13 protein-coding genes are annotated in these 13,490 nt (G+C 47.6%); 1 reads left to right on the forward strand and 12 read right to left on the reverse strand.

Annotation, left to right across the window (positions count from 1 at the left end):
- Positions 1 to 27 precede the first annotated feature (27 nt).
- The 6 genes from HMPREF3144_RS02945 to HMPREF3144_RS02970 form a co-directional block, all read right to left on the reverse strand.
- Positions 28 to 693 carry a phosphoribosylanthranilate isomerase gene (locus HMPREF3144_RS02945; RefSeq protein WP_026156799.1) on the reverse strand — a complete coding sequence of 222 codons (666 nt, stop codon included), beginning with the start codon at positions 691 to 693 and terminating at the stop codon, positions 28 to 30.
- Between the two features lie 9 nt (positions 694 to 702).
- The gene (locus tag HMPREF3144_RS02950; protein WP_081606594.1) at positions 703 to 2,601 is read right to left on the reverse strand and encodes a TRAP transporter large permease; all 1,899 of its coding nucleotides are present in this window, start codon (positions 2,599 to 2,601) and stop codon (positions 703 to 705) included.
- Positions 2,602 to 2,615: 14 nt separating this feature from the next.
- Positions 2,616 to 3,203: a TRAP transporter small permease subunit gene (locus tag HMPREF3144_RS02955; RefSeq protein WP_018026221.1), complete on the reverse strand. Its 588-nt coding sequence runs from the start codon at positions 3,201 to 3,203 to the stop codon at positions 2,616 to 2,618.
- Between the two features lie 155 nt (positions 3,204 to 3,358).
- Positions 3,359 to 4,291, reverse strand: coding sequence for an electron transfer flavoprotein subunit alpha/FixB family protein (locus tag HMPREF3144_RS02960; RefSeq protein WP_018026222.1), 933 nt, complete (start codon positions 4,289 to 4,291; stop codon positions 3,359 to 3,361).
- 1 nt (position 4,292) lies between these two features.
- Positions 4,293 to 5,042, reverse strand: a complete 750-nt coding sequence (locus HMPREF3144_RS02965; RefSeq protein ID WP_018026223.1) for an electron transfer flavoprotein subunit beta/FixA family protein — start codon at positions 5,040 to 5,042, stop codon at positions 4,293 to 4,295.
- Positions 5,043 to 5,296: 254 nt separating this feature from the next.
- Positions 5,297 to 6,181 carry a histone deacetylase family protein gene (locus HMPREF3144_RS02970; protein ID WP_048767204.1) on the reverse strand — a complete coding sequence of 295 codons (885 nt, stop codon included), beginning with the start codon at positions 6,179 to 6,181 and terminating at the stop codon, positions 5,297 to 5,299.
- A gap of 219 nt (positions 6,182 to 6,400) precedes the next feature.
- On the opposite strand from HMPREF3144_RS02970, the gene mltB reads away from it, so the two are divergent.
- Entirely contained in the window at positions 6,401 to 7,507 is a 1,107-nt protein-coding gene (gene mltB / locus HMPREF3144_RS02975; protein WP_070476318.1) for a lytic murein transglycosylase B, read from the forward strand.
- Between the two features lie 139 nt (positions 7,508 to 7,646).
- Here the strand turns inward: mltB and HMPREF3144_RS02980 are convergent, their stop codons facing one another.
- Genes HMPREF3144_RS02980 through orn form a run of 6 tightly spaced genes read right to left on the reverse strand, consistent with a single transcriptional unit; the run spans position 7,647 to position 13,466 of the window.
- On the reverse strand, positions 7,647 to 8,876 hold the full coding sequence (locus HMPREF3144_RS02980; protein ID WP_070476320.1) for an MFS transporter: 1,230 nt from the start codon (positions 8,874 to 8,876) through the stop codon (positions 7,647 to 7,649).
- 31 nt (positions 8,877 to 8,907) lie between these two features.
- The gene (gene pgsA / locus HMPREF3144_RS02985; RefSeq protein WP_018026227.1) at positions 8,908 to 9,486 is read right to left on the reverse strand and encodes a CDP-diacylglycerol--glycerol-3-phosphate 3-phosphatidyltransferase; all 579 of its coding nucleotides are present in this window, start codon (positions 9,484 to 9,486) and stop codon (positions 8,908 to 8,910) included.
- A 43-nt stretch (positions 9,487 to 9,529) separates the two neighbouring features.
- Positions 9,530 to 11,359: an excinuclease ABC subunit UvrC gene (gene uvrC, locus HMPREF3144_RS02990; RefSeq protein WP_070476321.1), complete on the reverse strand. Its 1,830-nt coding sequence runs from the start codon at positions 11,357 to 11,359 to the stop codon at positions 9,530 to 9,532.
- 16 nt (positions 11,360 to 11,375) lie between these two features.
- Positions 11,376 to 12,443: a beta-N-acetylhexosaminidase gene (gene nagZ / locus HMPREF3144_RS02995; RefSeq protein ID WP_070476323.1), complete on the reverse strand. Its 1,068-nt coding sequence runs from the start codon at positions 12,441 to 12,443 to the stop codon at positions 11,376 to 11,378.
- An 18-nt stretch (positions 12,444 to 12,461) separates the two neighbouring features.
- Positions 12,462 to 12,905 (reverse strand): holo-ACP synthase, encoded by a 444-nt coding sequence (gene acpS / locus HMPREF3144_RS03000; protein WP_018026230.1) that lies wholly within the window; start codon positions 12,903 to 12,905, stop codon positions 12,462 to 12,464.
- A gap of 9 nt (positions 12,906 to 12,914) precedes the next feature.
- Positions 12,915 to 13,466 carry an oligoribonuclease gene (gene orn, locus HMPREF3144_RS03005; RefSeq protein ID WP_018026231.1) on the reverse strand — a complete coding sequence of 184 codons (552 nt, stop codon included), beginning with the start codon at positions 13,464 to 13,466 and terminating at the stop codon, positions 12,915 to 12,917.
- Between the last annotated feature and the right edge of the window lie 24 nt (positions 13,467 to 13,490).

The raw sequence follows: 13,490 nt of genomic DNA on the forward strand, positions 1-13,490 counted from the left end.
GAAGTTTGAGGGGTTATTGCAAAGGTCTCAGACTCTTAAACGAGCTTGCCCAAGTGCCAGCTCTGACATAAATCGCTGCATTTTAACCGGATCTTTGTGACCGGGTGAACTCTCCACGCCACTGCATAAATCCACAGCAAATGGTTGATACTTTTGGACAAAAGAGCGGATATTTTGGGGATGCAAACCACCGGCAATAATAATCTTATCTTTAGCCTGCTGCTCTCTGACTACATTTAATAAATCGGCATCAAAACTAATACCGGCACCACCATAACCCTGACTATAAGCATCAAAAATGAAAGCTTTTGCTTGTTGATATTGAGCCGTTACGTGGGCTATTTCTTCAGGCGTAGAAATACCGGGCGCCCCTACCCTTATGGCACGAAGATAAGGGTAATTAAACTGCTCACAAAATTCGGCACTTTCATCACCATGAAATTGCAGATAATCCGGTTTAATCTCTGTGATCACCCGCCGCACTTCATCCACCTCAGGATTAACCAATAGCACAACGCTACTTACCCACACCGGCACCTTGGCAACTAAAAGCTTTAATTGCTCAAAGCTTAATGCCCTTTTACTTTTGGGGTAAAGAATAAAGCCTAAGGCATCCACCCCCAGATCCACCGCCTGCTGTATATCATCAGGATGGGTCATGCCACAAAACTTTATTCTTGTGCGATAGGACATCTGCAGCCTCTATTTAAACTCGACAGCAAAAGGATCCTTGCTATCGGCTTGCTGATGCTCTTTTTCCAAAGAAGACTCAGCAGCACCGTCACCGCCGCTACTTGCGCCGCCTACACTACCGCTACCGAAAGAATCCACGGCATAAGGATCAGGGCCATAAGCATCACCGGAGGTAGCTGCGTCACCGGATAAACCGTTTGAACTATCAGACCCGGAAGCGCCACCGAAGCTATCATCTCCATAAGGGTCACTGCCAAACGGATCGCTGCCATAAGAATCACTGCCGTAACCACCACCGAAATCGGTACCCAGTTGAATGGTAGCAGGGTCGATTTTAGGACCTGTACCTTTATAGTGCATCACCAAACCCGGGAAGGATAGAACAACTGCCACCATACACAACTGAATGATGATGAATGGCACCGCACCCCAGTAAATCTGTGTGGTTTTAATTCCCTCGACCCGTTTTTTAGTGACCTTATCCACATAGGCTTCCTGTGGCGCCACAGAGCGCAAGAAGAATAAGGCAAAACCAAAGGGTGGATGCATAAAGGAGGTCTGCATATTAACCGCTAAAATCACTGCAAACCAGATTAAATCAATCCCCAAACTCTCCGCAACCGGTGCTAATAAAGGCACAACAATAAAGGCCAACTCAAAGTAATCTAGGAAAAATGCGAGTAAAAAGATAAAAATACTGACCACAATCAGGAAGCCATACATGCCACCTGGCAAATCGGAGAACAGACTATTAACCCAATGCTGACCGCCAAAACCGGTAAAGGTTAAGGTAAAAATGGTGGAACCGACCAAAATAAAAATCACAAAACTGGTCAGCTTCGTGGTTGATTCCATTGCTTGCTTGAGTAATGTCAAGTTTAAGCGACCACGCGACCAAGCCAACACAATGGCACCCACGGCACCCATGGCACCCCCTTCGGTGGGTGTGGCTACGCCGATAAAAATGGTACCCAGCACCAGGAAAATCAATAACAACGGTGGCACCATCACAAAAACCACCCGCGAAGTGATTTTTGATAGTAAGCCGGTACCTAACAGCTTATCAGCTAGTGCAAAGACAAACATCACCAAGCCCCAAAGCAAAAGGCTGACGACGATTTTTTCATCCATCGGTGTATTGGCACTGGCAAAAAATGCGGCATCAATCGCATAGGCAATCAGACCCGCTAACAAGGTAGTGACTAATAAGGAGCGTAAGCCCGAGCGACCATTATCTTCACGATACTTGCGTGCTTCTGCGGGTAAGGCGGGTGCCATTTTAGGGAAAAACAAGGACACCACTAACACAAACACAATATATATACCTACCAACGTCAAGGCCGGCAGCATTGCACCACGATAAATATCACCCACTGAACGACCCACTTGGTCCGCCAAAATAATCAAGACCAAGGAAGGTGGAATAATCTGCGACAAAGTACCCGAAGCGGCAATCACCCCTGTGGCTAAACGACGGTCGTAGCCATAGCGCATCATAATCGGTAGTGAAATCAGACCCATGGAAATCACAGATGCCGCCACCACACCGGTGGTTGCGGCAAGCATGGTACCCACTAAGATCACCGCAATGGCCAAGCCACCACGTACCGGTCCAAAAATCTCACCAATCGTATCCAGTAGATCCTCAGCCATCCCCGAGCGCTCAAGTACTAAGCCCATCAAGGTAAAAAACGGCACCGCCAACAAAGTATCGTTTTGCACAATACCAAAGACACGATTGGGTAAAGCCTGTAAGAAGCTAAAACTAAATTCACCGAATACTATCCCCAAGACCGCATAAAAAATACCGTTCGCGGCAAGGGAAAAGGCAACTGGAAATCCTAACAACAATAAACCGATCAAGGTTAAAAACATGATCGGGGGCATATTAGCAAGAATAAATTCAATCATTTTCTACTTTCCTATGGCTGCTCGTTAGGATTTTGTTGTTTAAGTTCTTCTAGTAGCTCTTCATCACTACTCTTTGCCTTACGCAAGGGATTAGGCGCCATGCCCTTTAAAAAAGCAATACACTTAATCAAATGTGAAATCCCCGCCATAATCATCAATGAGAAGCCAACTGGAATTAGCAGTTTCACAGGCCAACGAATCAAACCACCAGTATTGGACGACATTTCACCGGTCACATAGGAATGCATAAAAAAAGACCAAGACAGGTAGACAATTAAGGCACAGGCCGGCAAAATAAAAAAGATCACGCCAATAATGTCAATAATGACCTGCGTTCGCTCCTTTAGGCGGGCATTTAAGACATCCACCCGCACATGCTCATTTTTCAAAAAGGTGTAGCCAGCAGCCAGTAAAAACACGGCTCCAAATAAATACCATTGGATTTCTAGCCAAGCATTGGAACTGCTATGAAAAACCTTACGATAAATGGCATTGCCGGCGCTCACAAGCGCCATTAATAAGGTTAGCCAAATAACTAACTGCCCAACTTTGCTGATAATAAAGTCAAAAAATCTGGAGAGTACGAGTAAAGAACGCATTGAGGTGACTCTTTGTATGAGATAGGAGATAAAGCACTAAAAATAATTGCTTAAAAAGTTTAACACAAATGATTAACGACAAATGGCCGAGATAAGGAGTCATCTCGGCCATTGCAGTCAATCTAATCACTTAAGCTGATACTCAGCCTAAGCCATTATAATTTTTCGGTTAATTCAGGAACGGCTTGGAATAAGTCAGCCACTAAACCGTAGTCTGCTACACCGAAAATCGGTGCTTCCGCATCCTTATTGATAGCGACGATGACTTTAGAGTCCTTCATACCGGCTAAGTGCTGAATCGCACCGGAAATACCCACAGCAATGTACAGCTGCGGAGCCACTACTTTACCCGTTTGACCTACCTGCAAGTCGTTAGGTGCGTAGCCAGCATCAACCGCCGCACGGGAAGCACCCACCGCAGCACCTAATTTCTCAGCTAATTTCTCAATAATGGCAAAATTTTCCTGGCTGCCAACACCGCGACCACCAGACACAATCACCTCAGCGGCAGTCAACTCAGGTCTATCGCTAGCAACTACTTGACGACCTACAAACTTGGATAAACCGCTATCAGCAACCGCATCAATGGTAACGATCTCAGCAGCACCGCCCTCGGCAGCGACCGCATCAAATGCCGTGGTACGTACTGTCAGCACCTTTTTAGCGCCTTCAACTTGAACTGTTGCGATGGCATTACCCGCATAGATTGGACGCTGGAATGTATCAGCTGATTCGACCGCAATAATATCCGTGATTTGCGCTACGTCTAACTTAGCAGCCACACGTGGTGCCACGTTTTTACCATTAGCCGTTGCCGGGAAAAGAACATGGCTGTAGTCGTCAGCGACCACTGCCAATACCTGCTCTGCCACATTCTCAGCTAAAAAGTGCTCTAAGCTATCGCCATCAGCTAATAATACCTTGGATACACCAGCAACCTTGGCAGCGGCCTCAGCAACCGCTTGAGCGCCCTTACCGGCCACTAGAATATGTACATCACCGCCAAGCTTGGCAGCGGCTGCTACCGTATTTAGCGTAGCAGGCTTTAAAGAAGAATTATCGTGTTCAGCAATTACTAAATTCGTCATCTTAGATCACCTTTGCTTCATTTTTTAACTTATCAACTAAAGCATCAACATCAGGCACAGTAATACCGCCTTGGCGTGCAGGTGGCTCAGATACTTTTAAGGTCTTGATGCGTGGCGTAACGTCCACCCCTAAGTCATCAGGCGTCACCACATCAAGCTGCTTTTTCTTAGCCTTCATGATGTCAGGTAACTTAACATAGCGCGGCTCATTTAAGCGCAAGTCGGTCGTAATAATCGCCGGCAACGCTACTTCGATGGTTTCCAAACCGCCATCAACCTCACGCGTCACCGTGGCGCTGTCGGCACCCAACTCAACCTTGGAGGCGAAAGTCGCCTGCGGTCGGTCTAGCAAGGCCGCCAGCATCTGACCTGTTTGGTTCGCATCATCATCAATCGCCTGCTTACCTAGGAGAATGACTTGAGCCTCTTCCTTTTGCACCAGTGCTTTAAGCAACTTGGCCACCGCTAAAGGCTGTAACTCGGCATCCGTTTGTACCAGGATACCGCGATCAGCACCCAGTGCCATCGCGGTACGAATCGTTTCCTGACACTTATCCACTCCGCAAGAAACCGCAATGACTTCCGTCACTTTACCCTGCTCTTTAAGGCGTACTGCCTCTTCCATGGCGATTTCATCGAATGGGTTCATCGACATTTTCACGTTGGCAATATCAACGTCTGTCTGATCAGCTTTAACACGTACTTTGACGTTATAGTCAACAACGCGTTTGACAGGTACCAAGACCTTCATCAACTTTCTCCTATGGCAATTTTGCTAATTGTATTTATATGCAATAAGTATTACATACTGTCAAAAATCATTTTACCTGCTTTAAGGCGTTAAATCTAATCAATTTCCGAAATGCAGCCTTAAGCAACGCTTAAGTAATTAGCTAACCTAACGTAAAGCGTGAGCTTTTTACAACGATTTAGCTGCTGTTGAGAAGATATTGATGATCATAAGCGAATTATGATTGCCTTTGTCAAGCTTTTTAACTGTAGCGATCAGCAAAAACCGGCTAAAGCACGCACATGCTCAGTTGCGCTACGGGCCAAGGCGCTAAGATTATAGCCTCCCTCAAGAAAGCTAATGACACGACCCTGGCAATGCCTATCAGCCACCGCCATCAATTGCTTAGTCAACCAAATAAAATCGCGCTCCAGTAAACTCATCTGCCCCATATCATCATCGCGGTGCGCATCAAAACCAGCACAAATAATCACCAGTTCTGGTCTATACGCCTCCATAATCGGCAGCCACACTGAATTTACCGCAGCCTCTACCTCTTCCCGACCGCTATAGGCCTTGAGCGGGACATTATGCATATTGCTAGCGACGTCCTCAGTACCGGAGTAAGGGAAAAAAGGATGCTGAAAAAAACTGAACATCTTAATCGTGGGATCATTGGCGCAGATTTTCTCAGTGCCATTACCGTGATGCACATCAAAATCAATAATCGCTATACGCTCCAAACCGTATTTATGCACCGCATAACGCGCCGCAATGGCGGCATTATTAAAAAAACAAAAGCCGGTGCTCTGATTAGGCTCCGCATGGTGTCCGGGTGGCCGCACCGCACAGAAAGCATTTTTGGCACGTGCATTTAATAACTCATCAACCGCAAGAATACCCGAACCGGCTGCTCGCAATGCCGCCTTCCAAGTATGAGGATTCAGACTCGTCTCCTCATTATCAATATTAAAATAGCCCTCAGCGGGAATATTAGACTTAATAAAGTGCATATACTCCGCATCATGACAGCGTAAAATATCCTCCTCAGTGGCTTGAGGCGCATCCATCGCTTTAAGACACCAAATTAAATCAGTGGCACACAGACGATCGTGAATCGCAGTCAAGCGCTTTGCCGATTCGGGATGCCAACTACGCATATCATGCAAGCTACAGTCCGGATGAGTAATATAAAGGGTGTCGTTCAAAACACTTCCTCACGCTCAGTGATACAAAAAATTTATCTTATCAACTACATCTTAATATAGAGGACATTAAAATAAATTTAAGTATTTACCCTAGCGTTGATCCGAGAACAATTATGCTTAAATAATTGCTTTATGCAATAAACTCGCCTCATTATCTAAACTATACTCATTATGAAGCTTAGCAATCTACTCCTTACCCCTCTGACCGTCATGGTACTCAGCGCCTGCGCCGGCACCCCGGACACATCAGCACCTGCCAATCGACAGCCGCAACCCGACACGCATAAGGTGGCGACCAACACCGCCGCCCCCTCCAGCAGTGCTGTCAGTGCCGATTTTGAAAGTCGCCCTTTAAGTGCTAATCAGAATGAATTTATACAGGAAGTAGCTGAGCGTTATCAGATCCCGCAGCAGCATGTGAGCAATTTAGTTCATTCTGCACAGATTAATTCACAAACCCAGCGTCTGATGGCACCTAGTTCCAAAGGACGAGTTAAGCGCTCATGGACGACCTACCGCAATCGTGTGATGGACCCTATTCGGGTACGCGGTGGCCAAGGCTTTATGCAAAGAAATGCCAGCACCCTGCGCCAGGTGGAGCAACACTATGGCGTGCCTAAGGAAATTATTGGCAGTATTATTGGGGTAGAAACCGTTTACGGTAAGTATATGGGTGATTTCCGCTTATTGGATGCACTGTATACCCTTGGTTTTTACCATCCCGATCCTAACCGCCCTGACCGTCACCAATCCTTTCGTAATCAATTGGCCGCCTTAATTAAGTTAGATCATCAAGGTAAATTAAGCGCACAAAGCGAGCTGGGATCCTTTGCGGGTGCCACCGGTCTTCCACAGTTTATGCCGATTAGTATTATGCATTTTGCGGTCGATGGTGATGGTGACGGGCGCATTGATTTACGCCATAGTGAAGTAGATGCCATTCACTCGGTAGCTAATTTCCTAGTCAAGCATGGTTGGCAGCGCGGCATGCCGGTGTTTGCCCCCGCTAGTTTGCCCAGCAACCCGGCCGCCGTTGAAGGCAAGGGCTTAGAACCCACATTGACATGGCAAGAGTTGCAAGCACAGGGTTCCACTAGCAAGGTGGCTAATGCAGCATGGCAAAATGGCCGCGTGTTAGGGGTGATTAATCTGATGGATGAGACGAGCGGTCGAAACGAATACCGCATTGCCACACAAAACTTCTTTGCCATTACCAAATACAATAACAGCTACTTTTATGCCGCCTCCGTGGCAGATTTTGCGGAGACGCTCAAATAGTCAATTAAAAACATGACCACACTAGATCCGAAGCTCGCATCCAGAAGCTCGGATCTAGATACATGGATAAAATCATCAGCAGTATAAAGATCACTGCAAAGCACAGAATAATCCGCAATCCCTTCATAAGCTATACGTCTCAAGCAGCCCCCTGCTGCCGTGCAATCGCCCGCTCCTGAATCGGCCAATTAGCCAAGGTGGCAAATACGCTAAGAACAATGGCTAGCATCCACATCAGATCATAATTACCGAATCGATCATAAAAAATACCGCCTAGCCACACACCTAAAAAGGACCCCACTTGGTGACTGAAGAAGGCTAGACCACCCAACATCGATAAGTGTCGCACCCCAAACATGATGGCAATTAAGGTATTCGTCGGTGGTACGGTAGACAACCAGAGTAAGCCCAATGCCATTGAAAAAAGATAAACACTCACTGAGCTTAAAGGCACAAGCAAAAAGATAGTAATGATCACGATTCTGAGCGAGTAAATAGCCATCAACAAGTAGCGCTTTTGAATACGCTGCCCCAGCACCCCGACCAAGTAACTACCGAAAATATTAAATAAGCCGATAAGGGCCAACGCAAAGCTCGCAACTTCAGGACCCAAGCCATTATCCTTAAGGTAACCGGGCAGATGCACAGCGATAAACACCACCTGAAAACCGCACACAAAATAACCGGCAATTAACAACACATAGCTACGATAGCTTAGTGCCTCCCACAACGCTTCCATCGCACCCTGTTCAGCCACTGCTGCGCCGTCCTTCGTAGCCGGCAAATAAATCACACGCTCGCGTAAAAAAGTCGCTAAGGGGATAATCAACAAGGACAGACAAGCCAAAATCACTAAGGCGCCCTGCCAACCATTAAGACTGATTAAACTATTGGAAATCGGCAGCATCATAAACTGCCCAAAAGAACCCGTGGCAGCTGCTACGCCCATCGCCCAAGAACGCTTTGAAGCACTGATATGACGCCCGATAATGCCAAACACAATCACATAGGTGGTTGCCGCTTGAGCCATCCCGGAAATCACCCCAGCCGTTAAAATAAACATCAGCGGCGTGGTGCTGTAAGCCATCCCGAACAGCCCTAAGGCATAGCAAAGCGCTCCCCCAACCATCACCCTAAAGGCACCATAACGATCCGCTAACATGCCGGCAAAAATGCCAACTAAGCCCCAAACGAGATTCTGCACGGCCATAGCAAAGGAGAAGACCTCCCTATCCCAACCATGGGCCTGACTAATGGGCAATAACCACAGACCAAAACCATGGCGGATACCGACGGATAGGGTGACGATTAATCCGCCACAAAGCAAGACGCGTCGAACTGAGAGCTTGTTTTGCACTGATAGTACCATCGCTTAGCTAGCTCCTCTGCAGCGGGAAACACTATTTTTTATCGGCATGCTTCAGGGCTGGCCAGGCCTTACTTAAATAGTAAAACATCGACCATAGGGTTAAAAAGGCCGCTAAGAAAATCAGCACCTCCCCCACCAGTACCAAATCAATGCCAAACACCGTCTGATAAACCATCAGACAAGGAATTGCCGCCATTTGCGCAGCGGTTTTAAACTTACCCAACTGATTGACCGCCACACTACCACGTGCACCAACGCTCGCCATCCACTCACGCAAAGCGGAAATGGTTAATTCGCGACCAATAATAATTAACGCAATATAGGACTCCACCCGCCCTAAGTCCAGCAAGACCAATAAAGCAGCACAGACCATCAACTTATCTGCGACGGGGTCTAAAAAGGCCCCAAAGGCTGAAGTCTGACCCCAACGGCGCGCCAAATAACCGTCTAACCAATCGGTAATGGCCGCCACGACAAAGGCAGCCGCACCCAGCCAATCACGTAGGGTGATACTGAGACCCTCAATTGGCAGGTAATATAAGCCGATCACCACGGGAATCATGGCAATTCTCAGCCAAGTAAGAATAATAGGGATATTGATTGATTTCATAGCAGCTATCTTACCATTCAATTGCTTATTTTAAGCTGAAAACTTAACGCAAGGCATCGTAAATTCGTTGTGCCATTTGCTGAGAAATACCCTCAACCGATGCGAGATCATCCACACTCGCATTGACCACCCCGTTAAAACCGCCAAACCGGGCCAACAAACGCTGACGACGCTTAGGTCCCACGCCCTCAATCTCTTCTAAACGGGAAACATTGCGTGCTTTGGCGCGACGACTGCGCATACCGGTAATCGCAAAACGATGAGCTTCATCTCGAATCTGTGCAATTAATAATAAGGCTTTAGAGCTGAGACCCAATGCCACTGGCGGACGCTCATCGGCAAAAATCAAGGTTTCAAGACCCACTTTACGGTCCTCGCCTTTGGCCACACCGACAATGATTGAACAATCAATACCCAATTCCGTGAACACCTGGCGCGCCACTTCTACCTGCCCCTTGCCGCCATCAATTAAAACGAGTTGCGGCATGGACTCGGACTCATAACCGCGCGCATAACGACGCTGTAACACCTGACGCATCGCTGCGTAATCATCGCCCCCCGTAATGCCGGCAATGTTATAGCGACGATACAATGACGGCTGCATATCATGCTGTTGATACACCACACAGGAAGCCTGCGTAGCCTCGCCGTGACTATGGCTGATATCAAAACACTCAATGCGCAATTTCGCTAAGGCCTCAGGGTCCATATCAAGGCCTAGCAATTCAGCCAAGGCCTGTGTGCGTTCAAGCATTTGACCGGTTTCCGCCGCACGACGCTGGAGCGCTAGCTGAGCATTACGCTGTGCCTGTTCTAACCAGTTTTTACGCACTCCACTAGGTCGAGTAATGACTTGCGGACGCGCTCTACCCTCCGTTTTTAAAAGCAGCAACAGTTCCGGATCGGGTAAGGGATGCGAGCAAATCAGTAGCGAGGGCAATTGATGCTCTAGATAATGACTTGCCATAAAGGCGGCCAGAATCTCCTCGGCTGCGTCACCATTCACATGCGTGGGGAAAATCGGCTTATCCCCTAAATGACGCCCTGCCCTAATCATGGCAAGATTAAGACAGAAACTGCCCTCATACTGTTCCACCGCAATCACATCCACATCAAGCTGATCTGAGGATTCCATGGCCTGCTGCTGCATTAAGGTAGCTAATGAGTGCATTTGGTCACGAAACATGGCCGCCCGTTCAAAAGCTAAGTCATTGGAGGCCTTGAGCATTTTAGCCTCTAAATTATCAAGCACTTCATTAGACTCACCGTGTAATACCTTAACCGCATGCGCCACATCTGCCTGATACTCGGCTTTAGAAATCAAATCTACACAAGGACCCGAGCAGCGCTGAATTTGATAAAGCAAACAAGGGCGGGAACGATTACTATAAACACTGTCCTCACAGGTGCGCAGTCGAAAAATTTTCTGCAATAACTGCATGGTGTCACGCACTGCCAAGGCATTAGGATAGGGCCCGAAAAACTGCCCCGCCTTATTGGTGGAACCACGGTAATAAACCATGCGCGGTGCCTCGTGCTCGCTAAACATCAAGTACGGATAGGATTTATCGTCCCTAAACAGAATATTGTACTTAGGCTGCAAGCGCTTGATTAAATTAACCTCTAAAATCAAGGCCTCAGCTTCCGAGTCGGTAATGGTAATATCCACATGATCGACTCGCGCCACCATATGCGCAATGCGCGGACTTTGTAAATTCTTCTGAAAGTATTGCGAAACCCGTTTTTTTAAATCCTTGGCCTTGCCTACATACAAAACCTCCCCGTCCGCCGCAACATGTCGGTACACACCGGGAAGATTGGGCAGGTCTCTTAAGAAGCTAGCTAGATCAAAAGTGGATGATTCAACACGCATGCTGTTCTGCAAAAAACTACGCTGAGCGCTTAGTTAGCGCACGTTCAAGCAACTCCCTTGCGTTAAGGTAACGTGCCTCATTGTGCAATTGTTGCCAATTCATAAAGGCTTCTTTGGGCATCAAATTTTGCAAACGCTGAAGCGACTCGGCCGTGCTCTGATGCTTTAAGCCTGCTAGCAGCTCATCCGCCAAATCCGGGCGATTACACACCAGCACCATATCGCAACCAGCAGCAAAGGCGGCCTCGGCACGATCTAATATCCCACCGACCACGGAAGCACCCTCCATGGTCAAATCATCAGAAAACACCATGCCTTGGTAGTCCATACGCTCACGTAGGACTGTTTGAATCCAGAACCTTGAAAAACCTGCTGGCATCGCATCCACTTTTTTATAAATCACATGCGCAGGCATCACCGAAGGCAGCTTTAAATGGCCTAGTGCCACATAGGGTTGAATATCCTCTTGCCAAATTTCATCAAACTCACGCTCATCAACTGGGATGGCCACATGCGAATCCGCTTCGACAAAACCATGACCTGGAAAATGCTTACCACAGGCAGCCATACCGGCCTCAGCCAAGCCAGCGATTAAGGCCTCGGATAGTTTAGCCACAATCTCTGGCGCACGATGAAAAGCGCGATTACCAATCACCTCGCTAGCACCATAATCCAAGTCTAAAACTGGGGTAAAGGAAAAGTCCACCCCACAAGCACGTAATTCAGCCGCCAAAATATAGCCAACCTCATGTGCCAACGCTAAGGCTGCGTCCGGATCCCTATCCCACAACGCACCTAATTCACGCATTGCCGGCAACGGTGTAAAGCCCTCACTACGGCAACGCTGTACCCGCCCGCCCTCATGGTCAATCGCAATCAGTAGCGGTTGCTCACGTACCTCATGAATCTGGCGACATAACTCACTTAACTGATTCGGATCCTGATAATTACGGGCAAATAGGATTACCGCACCGACAAGGGGATTTTTCAGCCGCTCAATCTCGTGGCGCTGCAAGCACAGACCCTCCACATCCACCATCACTGGGCCTAAGTCTATATTTGTATGATTATTATGTGTTGACATACTCTGCCTTTAAAAAAACTATACTTTACGCTCTACAATCACAAAGGCCATGGCCACATCGGATTCATCCGTCAACGACACATGAGCTTCACCGAAGCGCGCCTCATACCACTGCTTTAACTCACCGCTTAACACCACCATTGGCTTGCCACTTGGGGCATTTAAGGTCTGCATGGCTGACCAACGCATCGGCGAACGTATCCCTAGACCCACTGCCTTAGAAAAGGCCTCTTTGGCTGCAAAACGTGTTGCTAAAAAAGTCACGCCCCGCTGCCGATCGCGGGCATACCGTCGCTCGAACTTCTCACGCTCACCGGCACCCAAAATACGCTTCAAAAAACGCTCACCATGACGTTCAAACGCCTTTTGAATACGACTAATATAGATTAAATCCATACCAATACCGGCAATGGCTGACATCGCTGCACTTTGCTGGGAGTCAAGCAGTTTGGGATCAAACATGTATTACACCTAGCTCGGTAATTTTAAAAAATTATCACGGTAATGCTTCAGTTCCTCAATGGACTCATAAATATCCGCCAACGCTTCGTGTCGCCCCTTTTTGACCACACCCCGATAAACCTCGGGATACCAACGTCGCGCCAATTCCTTGAGCGTACTAACATCCAGGGTACGATAATGAAAAAAGCGCTCGAACTCGGGCATATACTTAAACATAAAGCGACGGTCTTGACTCACCGTATTACCACAAAGCGGTGAGGTGCCCTTATTAACATATTGACTTAAAAAAGCAATTAATTGCTGCTCTGCCTCAGCCTCGGTAATGGTTGAGGCTCTGACACGCTCCGTCAAACCCGTACGGGCATGGGTAGTCGTATTCCACTCATCCATCGCATTTAAAATCTCATCTGGCTGGTGAATGGCAAGTACCGGCCCCTCGGCCACCACGGTCAAATCTGACTCTGTCACCACCACGGCCACTTCTAACACTCGTTCAGTTTCTGGATCCAAGCCACTCATCTCCATATCTAACCAAACTAAACGAAGGTCTTTTGAGCTCATACATCTTCCTTGAATTTACTATAA

This window comes from Oligella sp. HMSC05A10, from assembly GCF_001808335.1.
Taxonomy (GTDB): domain Bacteria; phylum Pseudomonadota; class Gammaproteobacteria; order Burkholderiales; family Burkholderiaceae_B; genus Oligella; species Oligella urethralis.